18 protein-coding genes are annotated in these 16,603 nt (G+C 59.2%); 3 read left to right on the top strand and 15 right to left on the bottom strand.

The genetic code is table 11. The features are described 5' to 3' along the window. Positions 1–9 precede the first annotated feature (9 nt). The 3 genes from BLR20_RS24570 to BLR20_RS24560 are packed head-to-tail and all read right to left on the bottom strand — an operon-like array spanning position 10 to position 1,707. On the bottom strand, positions 10–714 hold the full coding sequence (locus tag BLR20_RS24570; RefSeq protein WP_054992682.1) for a PilW family protein: 705 nt from the start codon (positions 712–714) through the stop codon (positions 10–12). After that, positions 711–1,226: a type IV pilus modification protein PilV gene (pilV, locus tag BLR20_RS24565; protein ID WP_054992683.1), complete on the bottom strand. Its 516-nt coding sequence runs from the start codon at positions 1,224–1,226 to the stop codon at positions 711–713. The genes BLR20_RS24570 and pilV overlap by 4 nt, the downstream gene beginning before the upstream one ends. Continuing rightward, complete coding sequence (locus tag BLR20_RS24560) at positions 1,216–1,707, bottom strand: GspH/FimT family pseudopilin (RefSeq protein WP_054992684.1); 492 nt, start codon at positions 1,705–1,707, stop codon at positions 1,216–1,218. The genes pilV and BLR20_RS24560 overlap by 11 nt, the downstream gene beginning before the upstream one ends. 131 nt (positions 1,708–1,838) lie before the next feature. On the opposite strand from BLR20_RS24560, the gene BLR20_RS24555 reads away from it, so the two are divergent. Beyond that, on the top strand, positions 1,839–2,339 hold the full coding sequence (locus tag BLR20_RS24555; protein WP_054992685.1) for a GspH/FimT family pseudopilin: 501 nt from the start codon (positions 1,839–1,841) through the stop codon (positions 2,337–2,339). Positions 2,340–2,345: 6 nt separating this feature from the next. Here the strand turns inward: BLR20_RS24555 and ispH are convergent, their stop codons facing one another. The 6 genes from ispH to murJ all read right to left on the bottom strand — a co-directional run bounded on the left by ispH (position 2,346) and on the right by murJ (position 9,768). Further along, positions 2,346–3,293 (bottom strand): 4-hydroxy-3-methylbut-2-enyl diphosphate reductase, encoded by a 948-nt coding sequence (gene ispH / locus BLR20_RS24550; RefSeq protein ID WP_003318785.1) that lies wholly within the window; start codon positions 3,291–3,293, stop codon positions 2,346–2,348. 57 nt (positions 3,294–3,350) lie between these two features. Then, entirely contained in the window at positions 3,351–3,827 is a 477-nt protein-coding gene (locus BLR20_RS24545; RefSeq protein ID WP_010427409.1) for an FKBP-type peptidyl-prolyl cis-trans isomerase, read from the bottom strand. Continuing rightward, positions 3,820–4,326: a signal peptidase II gene (gene lspA / locus BLR20_RS24540; protein ID WP_054992686.1), complete on the bottom strand. Its 507-nt coding sequence runs from the start codon at positions 4,324–4,326 to the stop codon at positions 3,820–3,822. Before lspA ends, BLR20_RS24545 begins: the two co-directional genes overlap by 8 nt. After that, positions 4,319–7,150: an isoleucine--tRNA ligase gene (ileS, locus tag BLR20_RS24535; RefSeq protein WP_054992687.1), complete on the bottom strand. Its 2,832-nt coding sequence runs from the start codon at positions 7,148–7,150 to the stop codon at positions 4,319–4,321. The genes lspA and ileS overlap by 8 nt, the downstream gene beginning before the upstream one ends. Positions 7,151–7,170: 20 nt before the next feature. Further along, positions 7,171–8,097 (bottom strand): bifunctional riboflavin kinase/FAD synthetase, encoded by a 927-nt coding sequence (ribF, locus tag BLR20_RS24530; protein WP_003371105.1) that lies wholly within the window; start codon positions 8,095–8,097, stop codon positions 7,171–7,173. Between the two features lie 132 nt (positions 8,098–8,229). Then, positions 8,230–9,768, bottom strand: a complete 1,539-nt coding sequence (gene murJ / locus BLR20_RS24525) for a murein biosynthesis integral membrane protein MurJ (protein WP_010427402.1) — start codon at positions 9,766–9,768, stop codon at positions 8,230–8,232. A gap of 250 nt (positions 9,769–10,018) precedes the next feature. Here murJ and rpsT point away from each other — a divergent pair, with 250 nt between their 5' ends. Beyond that, positions 10,019–10,297 (top strand): 30S ribosomal protein S20, encoded by a 279-nt coding sequence (rpsT, locus tag BLR20_RS24520; RefSeq protein WP_003344603.1) that lies wholly within the window; start codon positions 10,019–10,021, stop codon positions 10,295–10,297. A gap of 316 nt (positions 10,298–10,613) precedes the next feature. Here rpsT and BLR20_RS24510 read toward each other — a convergent pair whose 3' ends face one another. The 5 genes from BLR20_RS24510 to rplU all read right to left on the bottom strand — a co-directional run bounded on the left by BLR20_RS24510 (position 10,614) and on the right by rplU (position 14,379). Then, complete coding sequence (locus tag BLR20_RS24510) at positions 10,614–11,084, bottom strand: CreA family protein (RefSeq protein WP_010436750.1); 471 nt, start codon at positions 11,082–11,084, stop codon at positions 10,614–10,616. Positions 11,085–11,111: 27 nt separating this feature from the next. After that, positions 11,112–12,230, bottom strand: a complete 1,119-nt coding sequence (proB, locus tag BLR20_RS24505) for a glutamate 5-kinase (RefSeq protein ID WP_003318792.1) — start codon at positions 12,228–12,230, stop codon at positions 11,112–11,114. An 89-nt stretch (positions 12,231–12,319) separates the two neighbouring features. Beyond that, complete coding sequence (gene cgtA, locus BLR20_RS24500; protein WP_002551973.1) at positions 12,320–13,543, bottom strand: Obg family GTPase CgtA; 1,224 nt, start codon at positions 13,541–13,543, stop codon at positions 12,320–12,322. 216 nt (positions 13,544–13,759) lie between these two features. Beyond that, positions 13,760–14,035 carry a 50S ribosomal protein L27 gene (gene rpmA, locus BLR20_RS24495; protein ID WP_002551972.1) on the bottom strand — a complete coding sequence of 92 codons (276 nt, stop codon included), beginning with the start codon at positions 14,033–14,035 and terminating at the stop codon, positions 13,760–13,762. 32 nt (positions 14,036–14,067) lie between these two features. After that, positions 14,068–14,379 carry a 50S ribosomal protein L21 gene (rplU, locus tag BLR20_RS24490; RefSeq protein ID WP_002551971.1) on the bottom strand — a complete coding sequence of 104 codons (312 nt, stop codon included), beginning with the start codon at positions 14,377–14,379 and terminating at the stop codon, positions 14,068–14,070. Between the two features lie 239 nt (positions 14,380–14,618). Here rplU and BLR20_RS24485 point away from each other — a divergent pair, with 239 nt between their 5' ends. Further along, positions 14,619–15,587, top strand: coding sequence for a polyprenyl synthetase family protein (locus BLR20_RS24485; protein WP_010436744.1), 969 nt, complete (start codon positions 14,619–14,621; stop codon positions 15,585–15,587). 89 nt (positions 15,588–15,676) lie between these two features. On the opposite strand, the gene BLR20_RS24480 is transcribed toward BLR20_RS24485, so the two are convergent. Further along, the gene (locus BLR20_RS24480; RefSeq protein WP_054992688.1) at positions 15,677–16,573 is read right to left on the bottom strand and encodes a LysR family transcriptional regulator; all 897 of its coding nucleotides are present in this window, start codon (positions 16,571–16,573) and stop codon (positions 15,677–15,679) included. Positions 16,574–16,603: the final 30 nt, after the last annotated feature.

The raw sequence follows: 16,603 nt of genomic DNA, 5'->3' as shown, positions 1-16,603 counted from the left end.
TCGGCCCGCTCAAAATCGGTTACGCAAGTAGGCGACGACACTGTACTCCTGGTCCTTGACCCGCCCGTCCGGATCCCGCAGCGTCAAGAGGATGCGTACGCTGCGTATATCGCCAGAGTTGGCTGCGGTAATGGCCTGTGTGTAAGTCATCGGATTGCCCGTCATGCCGAATAGAAAATCCAGCCTGGCCACGTTTTGCAGCAGCGGCTCTGACTTCCCTGTGGTAGTGGCCTGGATATTCAAGTTTGTGCCATTCAGTGTGTAAACCAGTTGCCGCAAGGGAAACGCGGTTTCTCCGACAGCTGGGGTACGCGCACCGGCGTATAGCTGGAGCGTTGATCTGCAATTGGAAATAATCGTCCAGGTGGGCGAGCTTCCAGTGGTGCCGATATCGGCGGTTATCAGTGTCAGTTTATTGTTCGCGCTATCCCACAGGATCGGGTTATCCAGTGCTATGGGATAGGTGATCGCTGGCGAAACGGGTATGTAATTCCTGAAACTCAGGCAGCCATACATACCGCTCATCCTGATTTCCTGTACCAGTTTGCTCAATATGAAACGGGCATCTTCCTGCATCCGCGCGGCAGCGTTCTGGCTTTGAAACGTGCCTCTGGAGGCGGTGAATATCTGGATGATGCCCAGGCTCACTACCAGCCCGAGCACCAGAGCGACCATGATTTCGACCAGCCCGAAGCCTCTGGAAATCTTTCTCATGGGGTGACCCCGATGCGCGAGACCAGCTTGAAGCTTTGAGGCGGCGGCGTGACGGTCGCACTGCCTGTTGCCTGATTGCTCGCAGCGGCAGCCCGCGTATCGTTCCAGCCAATGATAATGGTCACTTCCGGAGCCTTGCTGACATCAACACTGCCCGTGCCACTCGCGCCTGCAAAATTAATGATATTGGCCTTGAAGTCGTATAAATCCTGATCCCGAACTTTATTCGGGTTGGCTACCTGGGATGCAGTAAGGTCCGCCAACGCATACGTCGCCAACACATTGGTCGCACCATTGGCACTCGCATTGCCATCAACATTGGCGCGAATACGATCCATCATGTCGTAGGCAATAAAGCTGGCCTGGCTGCTCATGGTCGCGCTGTCAGTGTATTTGAGCGCGTTGAGCTGAATAGCCGCGGCACCCAGCAGCCCGATAGCCAGGATCAGTACCGAAACCAGTACCTCGATCAAGGTCATGCCGGTCTGGCGATGTCGGGTTTCATTGGGCATTGCAGCTTCCATTGTTTGCACTGAGAACTATTCGGCCAGTCAGGCAGATACTCATGATTTTAGTCGTACTGCCTCGGGTGTAGGTCATGTTCACCGCCGTAGCCGGAGCACTGAGGCCGCCCAGATTATTGAAATCAATTGCCGCCACATTAACGTCCGGTACCAGCGTCCCCCCACTGCTCATTGCGGCCACGTTACGAAGCGCAGTAGGCGGCGTCTTGGTGTCGGAAGCCAGATACACCTGCAAATCGCCTGTCCACGCCGTCCCGCTGGTCGGCGCTATACGCACCGTCACTCCCCTGTTTATCGCCTCGAGCCGCGCATAGTTGAGCGCCCGCTGCAAATCGCTGAGCTCGGTATCGGCCTTGTTGCTCTGAATGGAGCTGGTGAAGTTCGGGATAGCGATAGCCGCCAGGATGCCCACCAGGGACACAGTGACTAACAATTCGATGAGGCTGAATCCCTTGGCTATATAACGCATTGAGTGTCTCCTAGACGTTACGACTATAAGGCAGCAACGCCGCTGGAAAATCCATAGCGGGACGTACGGTTGTTTTGCGACGACGAACGCCCGCAGGGTGCTGAAACGGCGGTTTCCAGGGAGGAAAGCTTATGAAGCATGCAGGATTCACACTGATCGAATTATTGATCGTCCTTGCACTGATGGCCATCCTGGCCAACGTCGCAACCCCCTCTTTCAAGGCACTCGTCGATTCCAGCCGTGGCCTTGCGACCGCCCGGGAGCTGGCCAGCGGCATTCGCTCGGCGAGAGCGGCCGCAATCACACGCAACCAGATCGTTACGCTTCATGCCATCGAGAAAGACTGGAGCAACGGCTGGCGGATCATACTCGACGCGGATGGCAAAGGTCCCGACGAAAACGATACGGTGCTGATAGAACGCGCCAATGACGGTACGGCCCGAGTGGTGGATAACCGCAAGCGCGCAGAGGAGATCAGTTTCAGCGGTCTGGGTACGTTGCGACGCAGAACCGCCAGGACGTTGCACGTATGTGCCGCAGACCAGCCGGTGAGCAACTATCGAGTGATAGTCGCACCGGCCGGGCGCGTGAGGGTCGAGGACACGAAAATCGATGCTGCGCTGTGTGAATGAATAGCCTCAGAGCAGCGACTTGACGCGCAATTCCTTGGGCATGGAGAAGGTGATGTTCTCCTCGCGGCCGGCAAGCTCATCGGCACCGGTCGCGCCCCAGGCCTGCAGTTGCTGGATCACGCCGCGCACCAGCACTTCCGGGGCCGAAGCGCCCGCAGTGATGCCGATACGCTCTACCCCGTCGAACCAGCCCTGTTGCATGTCTTCGGCACCGTCGATGAGGTACGCCGGAGTCGCCATGCGTTCGGCCAGCTCGCGCAGGCGATTGGAATTGGAGCTGTTCGGGCTGCCCACCACCAACACCACATCGCATTCATCGGCCAATTGCTTGACTGCGTCCTGACGGTTTTGCGTGGCGTAGCAGATGTCGTCCTTGCGCGGCCCGCCAATGGCCGGGAAACGCTTGCGCAAGGCATCGATCACCCGGCTGGTGTCATCCATGGACAAGGTGGTCTGGGTCACGAAGGCCAGGGCTTCAGGGTTGCGCACCTGCAGGCTGGCAACATCCTCTTCGTCCTCGACCAGATAGATCGCACCACCATTGGCGGCGTCGTACTGGCCCATGGTGCCTTCGACCTCCGGGTGACCGGCGTGGCCGATCAGGATGCACTCGCGGCCGTCACGGCTGTAACGGGCGACCTCGATATGCACCTTGGTCACCAGCGGGCAGGTAGCATCGAAGACCTTCAGACCACGGCCTGCCGCCTCGGTACGCACCGCCTGGGAAACACCGTGGGCGCTGAAGATAACGATGACGTCATCCGGCACCTGATCCAGCTCTTCGACGAAGATCGCACCCCGAGAGCGCAGGTCTTCGACGACAAATTTGTTGTGAACGACTTCATGGCGCACATAAATCGGCGGACCAAACACTTCCAGAGCGCGATTGACGATTTCGATCGCGCGGTCCACTCCGGCACAAAAGCCGCGGGGGTTGGCGAGTTTGATTTGCATGCTGTGCCTCATGGTTGGTACGGGCAGCCCGGCCTGGGCCGGGCTTGACGGCGAAGGTCAGGAAGCCAGAATCGCCTTCACTTCGAAGATTTCCACTTCAAAGCTCAGAGTCTTGCCTGCCAGCGGGTGGTTGAAGTCGATGGTGACCTGATCATCATCGAAAGCTTTCACCACGCCGGGCAATTCGGTATTGGCGGCGTCATTGAAGATCACCAGCAACCCTTCGGACAGCTCCATGCCCACGAACTGCGAGCGTGGCATGATCTGCACGTTTTGTGGGTTGGGCTGACCAAAGGCGTTTTCCGGCAGAATCTCAACGGTCTTTTTATCGCCCGCCTTGAAACCGAAAATCGCCATTTCGAAGCCGGGCAGCAGGTTGCCGTCGCCGACCTTGAACGTGGCCGGAGCCTTTTCGAAAGTGCTGTCGACGGTATCGCCGTTTTCCAGACGCAGGGCGAAGTGCAGAGTGACCTGCGTATTCTGACCGATACGCAGCTCGTCAGACGAGCCTTGAGTCGAAGATTGCTCAGTCATTGACGGTCTCTCCGGTTTTCTTGCTCTTGAACATGTCCAGCGCCAGCATGATTGCGCCGACGGTGATGGCACTGTCCGCGACGTTGAACGCCGGGAAGTACCAGCGGTTCTGCCAGTGAACCAGAATGAAGTCGATCACGTGGCCCAGCACGATACGGTCGTAGAGGTTGCCCAATGCTCCGCCCAGTACCAGCGCCAGTGCCACGGCCAGCCATGTGTCGTCACGCCCCAGGCGCCTGAGCCAGACGACCAGCACGGCGCTGACCACGACTGCGATCAGGGCAAACAACCAGCGCTGCCAGCCGGCACCGTCGGCCAGAAAACTGAAGGCGGCACCGGTGTTGTAGGCCAGGGTCCAGCTGAACAGGTCCGGAATCACGATGATCTGCTGATACAGGCTCAACGCGTTCTCGAAGTAATACTTGCTGGCCTGGTCAATGACCAGAACCAGCACGCTCAACCACAGCCAGGCCAGGCGGCCAAACGAGGCGTTAGGCATAGTGACGGACCTCGCCTGCGCCGCTGATGTTGTCTACGCAACGACCGCAGATTTCCGGATGCTCGGGGTTGCCCCCTACATCCTCGCGGTGATGCCAGCAACGGGCGCATTTGGCATGACTGGACTTGAGCACTTTCAGTTTCAGACCGGCGACTTCGGTGACCACGGCATCGGCTGGCGCGGATGCGAGCGGCGCCACACTGGCTGTCGAGGTGATCAGCACGAAGCGCAGCTCGTTGCTCAGCTTCGACAGGTCAGCCACCAGCGACTCCTCGGCGTACAGGGTCACTTCAGCCTGCAGGTTGCCGCCAATCGCCTTGGCAGCGCGCAGGTTTTCCATTTCCTTGTTGACCGAGGTCTTCACCGCCATGATCCGCTCCCAGTAGGCGCGGTCCATGTCGAAGTGGGCAGGCATTTCGGTCAGGCCTTCGTACCAGGTGTTGAGCATCACCGATTCGTTGCGCTCGCCGGGCAGGAACTGCCACAGCTCGTCGGCGGTGAACGCCAGGATCGGCGCGATCCAGCGCACCAACGCTTCGGAGATATGGAACAGTGCCGTCTGGCAGGAGCGACGCGCGGTGCTGTTGGCCGCCGTGGTGTACTGACGATCCTTGATGATGTCGAGGTAGAAACCACCCAGCTCCTGCACGCAGAAGTTGTGGATCTTCGAGTACACGTTCCAGAAGCGGTATTCGCCGTAATGCTCTTGCAGCTCGCGTTGCAGCAGCAGGGTGCGATCCACGGCCCAACGGTCCAGCGCAAGCATTCCCTCGGCGGGCAGGATGTCGGTCGCCGGATTGAAGCCCGTCAGGTTGGAGAGCAGGAAGCGTGCAGTGTTGCGGATACGGCGATAGGCGTCGGCGCTGCGCTGCAGGATCTGGTCGGAAACCGCCATCTCGCCGGAATAATCGGTCGCCGATACCCACAGGCGCATGATGTCGGCACCCAGCGAATCGTTGACCTTCTGTGGCGCTACCACGTTGTTCAGCGATTTGGACATCTTGCGGCCGTTCTCGTCGACCACGAACCCGTGGGTCAGCAGTTCGCGATACGGTGCGTGATCGTCCAGCATGCAGCCGGTCAGCAGTGAGGAGTGGAACCAGCCGCGATGCTGGTCCGAGCCTTCCAGGTACAGATCGGCACGCGGACCGCTTTCATGGCCCATCGGGTGCGAACCGCGCAGCACATGCCAGTGCGTGGTGCCCGAGTCGAACCAGACGTCCAGGGTGTCGGAGATCTTGTCGTACTTGCCGGCCTCTTCACCGAGCAACTCGCTGGCGTCCAGCTTGAACCAGGCCTCGATGCCCTCTTTCTCGACACGCTGCGCCACTTCTTCCATCAGCTCGACGGTACGTGGGTGCAGGTCGCCGCTTTCCTTGTGCAGGAAGAACGGAATCGGCACGCCCCAGTTGCGCTGACGCGAGATGCACCAGTCAGGACGGTTGGCGATCATCGAGTGCAGGCGCGCCTGCCCCCATGCCGGAACGAACTGAGTGTCTTCGATGGCCTTGACCGCACGCTTGCGCAGGGTCTCGCCGCTTTCAGGCTGCTTGTCCATGCCCACGAACCACTGCGCGGTGGCGCGGTAGATCAAGGGCGACTTGTGGCGCCAGCAGTGCATGTAGCTGTGGCTGATGGTTTCGGTATCCATCAGGCTGCCGACTTCGACCAGCTTGTCGATGATGTTCTGGTTGGCCTTGAAGACGAACTGGCCACCGAAGAACTCCAGCGACTCGACGTACACACCGTTGCTCTGCACCGGGCTGATGATGTCGTCGTTGGTCAGGCCATATTGTTTGCAGATATTGAAGTCGTCTACGCCATAGGCAGGCGAGCAGTGAACGATACCCGTGCCCGCACTTAGCTCGACGTAGTCAGCCAGGTAGACTGGCGACAGGCGGTCGTAGAACGGATGGCGGAAGTTGATCAGTTCCAGCGCCTGACCGGTGCTGGTCGCGATGACGGAGCCTTCCAGCTTGTAACGGGCCAGACAGCTTTCGACCAGTTCGGCAGCCAGTACCAGCAGTTTGTCACCGACATCGACCAGCGCGTATTCGAATTCCGGGTGAACGTTCAGCGCCTGGTTGGCGGGGATCGTCCACGGTGTGGTGGTCCAGATCACGATGGACGCAGGCTTGCCCAGCGACGGCACGCCGAACGCGGCTGCCAGCTTTGCTTCGTCGGCAATCGGAAACGCCACGTCGATGGTCGAGGACTTCTTGTCCTGATACTCGACTTCGGCTTCAGCCAGTGCCGAGCCGCAATCGAAACACCAGTTGACCGGCTTGAGGCCCTTGAAGACGAAACCGCCCTTGACCATCTCGGCCAGCGCGCGGATTTCTCCGGCTTCGTTGGCGAAGTTCATGGTCAGGTACGGATTGCTCCAGTCGCCCAGCACGCCCAGACGGATGAATTCGGACTTCTGGCCTTCGATCTGCTCGGACGCATAGGCGCGGCACAGCTCGCGCGTACGGTCTGCGGAGAGGTTCTTGCCGTGGGTCACTTCGACCTTGTGTTCGATCGGCAGGCCGTGACAGTCCCAACCCGGCACATACGGGGCATCGAAGCCCGCCAGGGTCTTGGAACGCAGGATCATGTCCTTGAGAATCTTGTTGACCGCATGACCGATGTGAATATTGCCGTTGGCGTACGGAGGACCGTCGTGCAGGACGAACTTGGGACGATCCTTGCCAATCTCGCGCAGCTTCTGGTACAGGCCAATGCTGTCCCAGCGCTGCAGAGTTTGCGGCTCGCGCTGGGGCAGGCCGGCCTTCATAGGGAAGGCGGTGTCCGGAAGGTTTAGCGTGGCTTTATAGTCAGTCATTTCAGGCTCTTGTTTAGCGGTTAGCCATGCCAATGGGCACGGGCGGCGGCGACGTCCGCATTGATCGCCGTCTTGAGCGCCTCCAGTGAGGCGAAACGCTGCTCATCACGCAGCTTGTGGTGGAAAGCCACCGTCAAACGCCGGTCATAAAGATCGCCGGCAAAATCCAGAAGATGCACTTCAAGGTGGGCACTGCCATCACCCGTTACCGTCGGGCGCACGCCGATGTTGGCGACCCCCGGCCAGGCTTTGCCATCGATCTCCGTGCTGACCAGATAGACCCCGCTCAGCGGTACACGACGCCGCTTGAGTTGCACGTTGGCGGTGGGCGTACCCAACTGACGCGCCAGCTTCTGGCCGTGCAATACCCGCCCGGCTATCTGAAACGGACGACCGAGCATGCGCTCGGCCAGGGCAAAGTCCGACGCAGCCAGCGCCTTGCGCACCTTGGTACTGCTGACCCGGATGCCATCTATTTCAACGGTCTGCGCCGCTTCTACGGTAAAACCATACGTCGTGCCGGCCTGTTGCAGGAAGTCGAAGTCACCGACCCGGTCGAAGCCGAAACGAAAATCGTCGCCCACTTCGAGGTGCTGAACACCGAGACCGTCGATCAGCACGGTTTCGACGAAACTCGCCGCGCTGAGCTTGCACAGACGCTGATTGAAGGACAGGCACAGTACCCGGTCAACGCCTTCGGCACTCAGCAGCTCGAGCTTGTCACGCAGACGGGCCAGACGTGCTGGCGCCGTCTCGGGTGCAAAGAACTCACGCGGCTGCGGTTCGAAGATCACCACACAACTGGGCACACCCAATTCGACTGCACGCTCGCGCAGACGCGCCAGAATAGCCTGGTGGCCGCGATGAACGCCGTCGAAATTGCCAATCGTGGCGACGCAGCCCCGATGTTCGGGGCGCAGGTTGTGAAGGCCTCTAACCAGCTGCATAACGCACTTCTTGCTCATAAAGTGGCCGATTATAACCACACACGGCCGTGGACGACAGGCAACACACCAAGACCGGATGAAGGTTCTCGCCGTGCGGCCACAAAAACCGCAGGTCCACCCCTGCGACGTGCCCTACATAATGGCTTTGCGGGCGAAATCCCTGAGGCGGAAGCCTAATAAAAGAAGCATGGCGAAATAGGTCACGACGCCGGCAGCAACCAGCGCACCCAGACGCAGAAAACGCTCCAGCATGTGACCTTCGTCCCACGCCGGCATGACATGCATGAGGCCCAGCAGCACCGCCGACATCACCGCGACGGCAATCACCAGCTTGAACAGGAACTTCGTCCAGCCGGGCTGCGGCTGAAACAGATCCTGCTTGCGTAGCTGCCAGAACAGCAAACCGGCATTGATGCACGCGCCAACACTGATCGCCAGCGCCAGGCCGGCATGCTGCAGGGGCACGATAAAGGCCAGGTTGAGCAATTGAGTCACTATGAGGGTGAAGATCGCGATTTTCACCGGGGTGCGGATATTTTGTTGAGCATAAAAACCGGGGGCCAGCACCTTGATCAGGATAATCCCCAGCAAACCGATGGAATAGGCGACCAAGGCGCGCTGGGTCATGGCTGAATCGAGTGCATCGAATTTACCGTACTGAAACAACGAAACGGTCAACGGCTCGGCGAGCAAGCCCAGCGCCAGAGTGCAAGGCAGCACCAGCACGAAACACAGGCGCAGGCCCCAGTCGAGAATCCGCGAGTATTCCTGGCGATCCCGTTGCGCGTAGGTTTTGGACAGTATCGGCAGCAGAATCGTACCCAGCGCCACACCCAGTACGCCGGAAGGCAGCTCCATCAGGCGGTCGGCGTAGTACATCCATGACACCGAGCCGGCGACGAGGAACGAGGCAAAGATCGTATTGATGATCAGAGAAATCTGACTGACAGACACGCCAAGGATGGCGGGCAGCATCTGCTTCATCACACGCCAGACCCCGGTGTCGCGCAGATTCAGGCGTGGCAGCACCAGCATGCCGATCTTTTTCAGGTGCGGCAGTTGGTAAAGCAGTTGCAGCAGGCCGCCCACCAGCACCGCCCAGCCCAGCGCCATGACCGGCGGGTCGAAGTACGGCGTCAGGAACAGCGCGAAAAATATCATGCTGACGTTGAGCAGCGTGGGCACGAACGCCGGCACCGAGAAGCGGTTCCAGGTATTGAGAATCGCACCGGCCATCGATGACAGGGAAATCAGCAATATATAAGGAAAGGTCACCCGCAGCAGGTCCGAGGTGAGCGCGAACTTCTCCGGGGTGTCGGCAAAGCCGGGCGCGGTAGCCCAGATCACCCAGGGCGCAAAGATCACCCCGAGCAGCGTCACCAGCGCCAGCGCCAGGGTCAGCAACCCGGTGACATAAGAAATGAATGTGCGCGTCGCCTCCTCCCCCTGCTGGCTCTTGTATTCGGCCAGGATCGGCACGAATGCCTGGGAAAAGGCACCCTCGGCGAAAATACGGCGCAGCAGATTGGGCAGTTTGAAGGCGATGAAGAACGCGTCCGTGGCCATTCCGGCACCGAAAGTACGCGCGATGATGGTGTCGCGAACAAAGCCCAGAACCCTGGAAACCATGGTGATAGAGCTGACGGCGGCGAGTGACTTGAGTAGATTCATTGAAAGAGTTGTGCGCCTTGGCAAAGGATGGGCGATTAAGCCAGCCATTTATGCGATACTTCGCGCCGCAAAAACGTCCGAAGCAAAGGCCGCGAGTTTACAGGTCACAGGCCGGAAATAAATCCTCCAGTCAAATGTAGCAACCACTCAGCGGAACACCTTAACTGCCCTTGACAAGACTTCAACTCATCGGCATGATTCGCGGCCTATTTTGTTTGCTATTTCACAAAGTCTTTCGAGGAGCTCGACGGTGGCCAACACACCTTCCGCCAAAAAACGTGCAAAACAGGCTGAGAAGCGTCGCAGCCACAACGCCAGCCTGCGTTCCATGGTTCGTACCTACATCAAGAATGTAGTTAAAGCCATCGACGCAAAAGACGCAGAAAAAGCGCAAGCCGCTTATGTTCTGGCTGTTCCTGTTATCGACCGTATGGCCGATAAGGGCATCATCCACAAGAACAAGGCTGCTCGCCATAAAGGTCGTCTGAACGGTCACATCAAGGCTCTGAGCCTTGCTGCTGCAGCCTAAGCGACCCGCTTGTTAAAAAACCGACCTCAGGGTCGGTTTTTTATTGCCTGCGGGAAAGTAGCGGAAAACATAAATGTGCGGAGCGGCGCAGATTTGTGACGCGGAGCGTCACGAAAGGCATTCCCACGCTGGAGCGTGAGGAACGATAGCCTTGTAACTGTCGTGCCTCCGCAATGTGGTGTAGATCTGTGACGCAGAGCGTCACGAAGGGCGCTCCCACGCTGGAGCGTGAGGAACGATAGCCTTGTAACTATCGTGTCCATGCTCCGCGTGGGCATGCCGCCTTTGACGCTCTGCGTCCTATCCTTCTACAGGCTCAAGGCGCAGGCGCGGTTGTCCATGGCAGGATCGGAATTGCGGTCACGGCATTTTGCGGGCTGCCTTCGATGACCCGGTCGCTGTAGACCAGGTACACCAGCGCATTACGCTTCTTGTCGAAGAAGCGCACTACCTGCATGGTCTTGAAGACCAGCGAAGTACGCTCCTTGAACACCTCATCACCATCCTTGAGGGTTTCCTTGAAGCGGATCGGCCCGACCTGACGACAGGCGATGGACGCCTCGGCACGATCCTCGGCCAATCCCAGACCACCCCTCACGCCGCCCGTCTTGGCGCGTGACAGGTAGCACGTCACTCCGTCCACCTTGGGATCGTCAAACGCCTCGACCACAATTCGATCGTTGGGCCCGACCATCTTGAACACGGTCGACACCTGACCGATCTCTTCAGCCGAGACCAGCACCGGCATCAGCAACGCGGCCGCCAGTAAACCTTTCATGAAGTGCATCAAATAGTCCTTTTTTGCAGCCTTGAGTCAGACGAGGATCAGGTTATCCCGATGAATCAGCTCAGGCTCGGCCATATAGCCCAGCTCGCGCACGATGGATTCGGAAGAGTGACCAATGATTTTCTGGGCTTCGATGGCACTGTAGTTACTCAGCCCACGAGCGATCTCGCGACCGTCCGGGGCGACGCACACCACCATCTCACCACGCCGGAAGCTGCCCTGGACCAGCTTGACGCCCACCGGCAGCAGGCTTTTCTGGTCCTTGGCCAGCGCGGCAACCGCACCATCATCCAGCACCAGCGTACCGCGGGTCTGCAGATGCCCCGCCAGCCACTGCTTGCGTGCTGCGAGCATGCCACGCTCGGGGGACAGCAGCGTACCCAACCGCTCACCCCCCTTGAGCCGCGCCAGAACGCGCTCGATGCGTCCGCCGACGATGACAGTATGCGCACCGGAACGCGCCGCCAGACGCGCGGCACGCAACTTGGTCTGCATGCCGCCACGCCCCAGCGCACCGCCCGTGCCGCCAGCCACCGCATCCAGCGCCGGATCATCGGCACGCGCTTCGTAGATCAGCTGCGCCTCCGGGTTGTTGCGCGGATCGGCGTCGAACATGCCGTCACGATCGGTCAGGATGACCAGCAGATCAGCCTCGACCAGATTGGCAACCAGCGCCGCCAGCGTGTCGTTATCGCCAAAACGGATTTCGTCGGTAACCACTGTGTCGTTTTCGTTGATGACCGGCACAACCCCAAGCTCGACCAGCGTGCGCAGGGTGCTGCGAGCATTCAGGTAGCGCTTGCGGTCCGACAGGTCGTCGTGAGTCAGAAGAATCTGCGCGGTATGCCTGCCGTGCTCGGCAAAACTCGACTCCCACGCCTGCACCAAGCCCATCTGACCAATGGCCGCAGCAGCCTGAAGCTCATGCATGGCACTGGGTCGGGCCGTCCAGCCAAGACGGCTCATGCCGGCAGCCACCGCCCCGGAAGACACCAGTACCAGCTCGACACCCGCCTCGTGCAGCGCCACCATCTGCTCCACCCAAACACCCATGGCGTTGCGATCCAGGCCCTTGCCATCAGCCGTCAGCAAGGCACTGCCGATCTTCACAACCCAGCGCTGGGCGCCCGTCACTTTGCTGCGCATCTTCTTCCAACCCTAGCCAGAGATTTTCAAATTCGGGATACAAAAACGCCGCTAACAATCGTAGCGGCGTTCAAGTTTACTTCAAGCGATCAGTCACGGACGTAAATGATTTCCGGACCGTCTTCATCGTCCACGTCTTCTTCATCCCAGTCATCGTCACCGATGTCATGCACGCTCTTCACGCCGCTGCGACGCAGGGCACGCTGATCGTCCAGTGCCTGCAACTGGGCACGGGCTTCGTCTTCGATGCGCTGATCAAGCTCAGCCAGCTCTTCGGCGTAACCAGGCTCTTCGGCGATACGCTGGCTGCGCTCTTCGAGGTAACGCATAATGTCGCGGGTCAGCTGCTCGGTGCCTTCTTTGGCAATTGCAGAGATCACGTAAACAGGGCCAGTCCACTCCAGACGATCGACGATCTCCTGCTTGCGCGCCTCCTGCTCCTCTTCGAGAATCTGATCGCACTTGTTCAGCACCAGCCAGCGATCACGCTCAGCCAGTGAAGGGCTGAATTTCTCCAGCTCGTTGACGATCACTTCGGCAGCATCCGGAGCACTGCTTTCGTCCAGCGGCGCCATGTCGACGAGGTGCAGCAACAGACGGGTACGCGCCAAGTGCTTGAGGAAGCGAATCCCCAGGCCAGCGCCGTCGGATGCACCCTCGATCAGACCCGGAATGTCGGCAACCACAAAGCTTTTCCAGCGATCGACGCTGACCACGCCCAGGTTCGGCACCAGCGTGGTGAACGGATAGTCGGCAACCTTTGGCTTGGCCGCGGACACCGAGCGGATGAAGGTGCTCTTGCCCGCATTCGGCAAGCCCAGCAGACCGACGTCAGCCAACACTTTCAGCTCGAGCTTGAGATCACGCTGATCACCCGGCTTGCCCGGCGTGGTCTGGCGCGGAGCGCGGTTGGTACTGGACTTGAATCGGGTATTACCCAGACCGTGCCAGCCGCCCTGGGCAACCATCAGGCGCTGACCGTCTTTGGTCAGGTCACCGATGATTTCCTGGGTGGTGGCGTCGATGATGGTGGTCCCTACCGGCACACGCAGCACCAGCTCTTCACCCTTGCGACCGGTGCAGTCGGCGCTGCCACCGTTGGAGCCACGCTCGGCATCGAAGTGGCGGGTGTAACGGTAGTCAACCAGCGTGTTCAGGTTGACGTCGGCGACCATGAAGATCGAGCCGCCATCACCACCATCACCGCCGTTGGGACCACCGTTTTCAATGAATTTTTCGCGACGGAAGCTCATGCAACCGTTGCCGCCGTCACCGGCTTTTACTCGAATGGATACTTCATCTACAAATTTCATAACGCACGCCTCCCGCCACAGGGACGAGCAGAACCACATAAATTACATAAGACTCTTGCAAAAATGAGCGTTGCGATACCGATCAGAAACCAGCGACCCCACGGGTCAACATCACAACAGCCCGCACAAACAGTTTTGCAAGAGACTCACCTGCCTCTCTACCTCTACAAACAAAAAAGCCCCGTCGCAAGACAGGGCTCTTAAGCTACTGCGTGATTACGCTGCGGAGACTTCAGTCTTCGGAACGATGCTCACGTAGCGGCGACCGAAGGCGCCCTTGACTTGAAACTTGATCACGCCTTCCACTTTCGCGAACAGGGTGTGATCTTTACCCATACCAACGCCGTAACCAGCGTGGAATTGGGTGCCGCGCTGACGAACGATGATGTTGCCAGGGATGATAGCCTGGCCGCCATACATCTTCACGCCAAGGCGTTTGGCTTCTGAGTCGCGCCCGTTACGGGTACTACCACCAGCTTTTTTGTGAGCCATGAGTCAATTCTCCAGTTGAGGATTAGGCTGAATTAAGCCTGAATACCTGTAATTTTGATCTCGGTGTACCACTGGCGGTGGCCCATACGCTTCATGTGGTGCTTACGACGACGGAACTTGATGATACGAACCTTATCGTGACGACCTTGCGAAACCACTTCAGCCACAACGGTAGCGCCAGCAACAACCGGAGCACCGATATTGACGTCGTCGCCATTGCCAACCAGCAGAACGCGGTCAAACGTGACGGATTCGCCAGTAGCGATTTCCAGTTTTTCAATTTTCAGGTATTCACCTGGGGCGACTTTGTACTGCTTGCCACCGGTAACAATTACTGCGTACATGGTATTTCTCCGAAAATCCTGCTCACCCAGCTCTTTATAAGAAGAGTATCGGCTGGCATGGCTGCATGGGGCTGGAACGGCCCGTTTGCATTGCGTAAGGCAGGTGCTGCCCAGGAAAGTTAGGGTGCGCGATTGTACGCAAGGCATTCGAGTGTTGCAAGAGGCGGGTCGTCATACCTTGACACGCTCTACCCCGCGACCTAGCATGCGGCGCAACCTATCCGGAGCACCTGTCGCTGATGCAACCCCAAGCCTTCTACCGCGCGGTGGCGGACGACTTTAGTGCCGTTGACCTTATCATCAAAAAGCAACTGACGTCGCGCGTACCGCTGGTCTCGAAAATCGGTGATTACATCACGTCGGCAGGTGGCAAGCGCCTGCGCCCGTTGCTGGTGCTGCTGTGTGGCAAGGCGCTGGGTCGCGAAGGCGATGACGTTCGCCTGCTGGCCGCCACCATCGAATTCCTGCACACCGCGACCCTGCTGCATGACGACGTCGTCGACATGTCCGGCATGCGTCGCGGTCGTTCCACCGCCAACGCACTCTGGGGCAATGCGCCGAGCGTGCTGGTGGGTGACTTCCTTTATTCGCGCTCGTTCGAAATGATGGTCGAACTGGGCTCGATGGACGTCATGAAGATTCTGTCCAAGGCCACTCGCATCATCGCCGAAGGCGAAGTGCTGCAGCTCTCGAAGATTCGTGACGCCAGCACCACCGAAGAAACCTATATGGAAGTGATTCGCGGCAAGACAGCCATGCTGTTCGAAGCCTCGACCCACAGCGCCGCGGCCCTGTGCAACGCCTCCGAGGCACAGAGCGAAGCACTGCGCACGTTCGGCGATCACCTGGGTGTGGCCTTCCAGCTGGTGGATGACCTGCTGGACTACCGCGGCGATGCCGAGACGCTGGGCAAGAACGTCGGTGACGATCTCGCAGAAGGCAAGCCGACCCTGCCGCTGATCTACACCATGCGTGAAGGCAGCCCGGAACAGGCCGCGCTGGTTCGCCAGGCGATCCAGAAAGGTGGCCTGGAAGATCTGGAAAGCATCCGCAATGCCGTGGAAAGCGCCGGTGCCCTCGATTACACCGCACAGCTGGCCCGCGACTACGCGGCCCGCGCCATTGCCTGCCTGGACGCGCTGCCGCCCAGCGAGTACCGCGACGCACTGGTCGAACTGAGCGAGTTTGCAGTCGCCCGCACGCACTGACAGCCACTCGGTAAAAAGCCCGTCCAGCGTGACGGGCTTTTTATTGCCTGCGTGAAAGACAATTAACTGCCGAGCGCGCACTCCAGGCCTCAGCGTGCGTAGCCCTCAAGCTTCTCCTGCATGAAGTCCAGAAAACACTGAATCCTCAATGCCAGTCGAGAGTTGCGGTAATACACCGCGTGGATCGGCTGGCGGTAGCCGCTGTTGGCTTCCTTCAACAGACAGACCATCCGCCCCTCGCGCAGGTCATCACAGGTCATGAAATCGGACAGGCAGGCGATACCCACGCCTTCCAGCACCAAGTGACGCAAGGTGTCGCCGCTGGATGCAGATATGGAGGGCTTGATCGGCAGGCGGTCGCCCCCGCCATGACGTAACGGCCACTGGTTGAGGACCTCCACATGAGTGAACCCCAACAGCACGTGCTGTGCCAGATCCTCTGCAGTTTTGGGCCTGCCGTGGCGCTGCAGGTAAGCCGGGCTGGCCACGATATTCAGCAGGCAACTGCCCAGCGAGCGGGCATGCAGGGTCGAGTCGGACAACGCACCGATACGGATCGCGACATCGGTGCTCTGTTCAAGCAGGTCGATGAACCAGTCATCGCTGTTGAGCTCCAGCTCGATATCCGGATAACGCTGACGAAACTCCGCCACATGCGGCACGATGGAGTGCAACATGAACGGTGACGCGGCATTGATACGCAAGCGCCCGGCGGTTGTCTGTCTGGATGAGGAGAGCCGTTCTTCGAGGCTTTCCATCTGCTCCAGAATGTGACGGGCACGCTCCAGAAAGAACTTGCCCTCCTCGGTCAGGTCCATGCGCCGCGTGGTGCGGTTGATCAGCGTGGTTTCCAGCTTGGCTTCCAGACGCGACAGGGTGCGGCTGACACCTGAGGGCGTCTGGCCCATTTTCTCGGCTGCGGCGGAGATCGAACCGCTTTCGATGACCGAGACAAACACCTGCAATTCATCGGACCGGGCTTTCATTTTTGTCCCCTGCTCAACGCTCAGGGGATA

Source organism: Pseudomonas congelans (assembly GCF_900103225.1).
Taxonomy (GTDB): domain Bacteria; phylum Pseudomonadota; class Gammaproteobacteria; order Pseudomonadales; family Pseudomonadaceae; genus Aquipseudomonas; species Aquipseudomonas congelans.
The sequence above is the reverse complement of the archived record's forward strand: the minus strand, read 5'-3'. Positions and strand labels throughout refer to the sequence as shown.

Excerpts from the sequence above, each read along its gene's own strand:
- BLR20_RS24570 (WP_054992682.1), bottom strand. The coding sequence starts at position 714 with ATGAGAAAGATTTCCAGAGGCTTCGGGCTGGTCGAAATCATGGTCGCT.
- pilV (WP_054992683.1), bottom strand. The coding sequence starts at position 1,226 with ATGCCCAATGAAACCCGACATCGCCAGACCGGCATGACCTTGATCGAG.
- BLR20_RS24560 (WP_054992684.1), bottom strand. The coding sequence starts at position 1,707 with ATGCGTTATATAGCCAAGGGATTCAGCCTCATCGAATTGTTAGTCACT.
- BLR20_RS24555 (WP_054992685.1), top strand. The coding sequence starts at position 1,839 with ATGAAGCATGCAGGATTCACACTGATCGAATTATTGATCGTCCTTGCA.
- ispH (WP_003318785.1), bottom strand. The coding sequence starts at position 3,293 with ATGCAAATCAAACTCGCCAACCCCCGCGGCTTTTGTGCCGGAGTGGAC.
- BLR20_RS24545 (WP_010427409.1), bottom strand. The coding sequence starts at position 3,827 with ATGACTGAGCAATCTTCGACTCAAGGCTCGTCTGACGAGCTGCGTATC.
- lspA (WP_054992686.1), bottom strand. The coding sequence starts at position 4,326 with ATGCCTAACGCCTCGTTTGGCCGCCTGGCCTGGCTGTGGTTGAGCGTG.
- ileS (WP_054992687.1), bottom strand. The coding sequence starts at position 7,150 with ATGACTGACTATAAAGCCACGCTAAACCTTCCGGACACCGCCTTCCCT.
- ribF (WP_003371105.1), bottom strand. The coding sequence starts at position 8,097 with ATGCAGCTGGTTAGAGGCCTTCACAACCTGCGCCCCGAACATCGGGGC.
- murJ (WP_010427402.1), bottom strand. The coding sequence starts at position 9,768 with ATGAATCTACTCAAGTCACTCGCCGCCGTCAGCTCTATCACCATGGTT.
- BLR20_RS24510 (WP_010436750.1), bottom strand. The coding sequence starts at position 11,084 with ATGCACTTCATGAAAGGTTTACTGGCGGCCGCGTTGCTGATGCCGGTG.
- proB (WP_003318792.1), bottom strand. The coding sequence starts at position 12,230 with ATGCGCAGCAAAGTGACGGGCGCCCAGCGCTGGGTTGTGAAGATCGGC.
- cgtA (WP_002551973.1), bottom strand. The coding sequence starts at position 13,543 with ATGAAATTTGTAGATGAAGTATCCATTCGAGTAAAAGCCGGTGACGGC.
- rpmA (WP_002551972.1), bottom strand. The coding sequence starts at position 14,035 with ATGGCTCACAAAAAAGCTGGTGGTAGTACCCGTAACGGGCGCGACTCA.
- rplU (WP_002551971.1), bottom strand. The coding sequence starts at position 14,379 with ATGTACGCAGTAATTGTTACCGGTGGCAAGCAGTACAAAGTCGCCCCA.
- BLR20_RS24485 (WP_010436744.1), top strand. The coding sequence starts at position 14,619 with ATGCAACCCCAAGCCTTCTACCGCGCGGTGGCGGACGACTTTAGTGCC.
- BLR20_RS24480 (WP_054992688.1), bottom strand. The coding sequence starts at position 16,573 with ATGAAAGCCCGGTCCGATGAATTGCAGGTGTTTGTCTCGGTCATCGAA.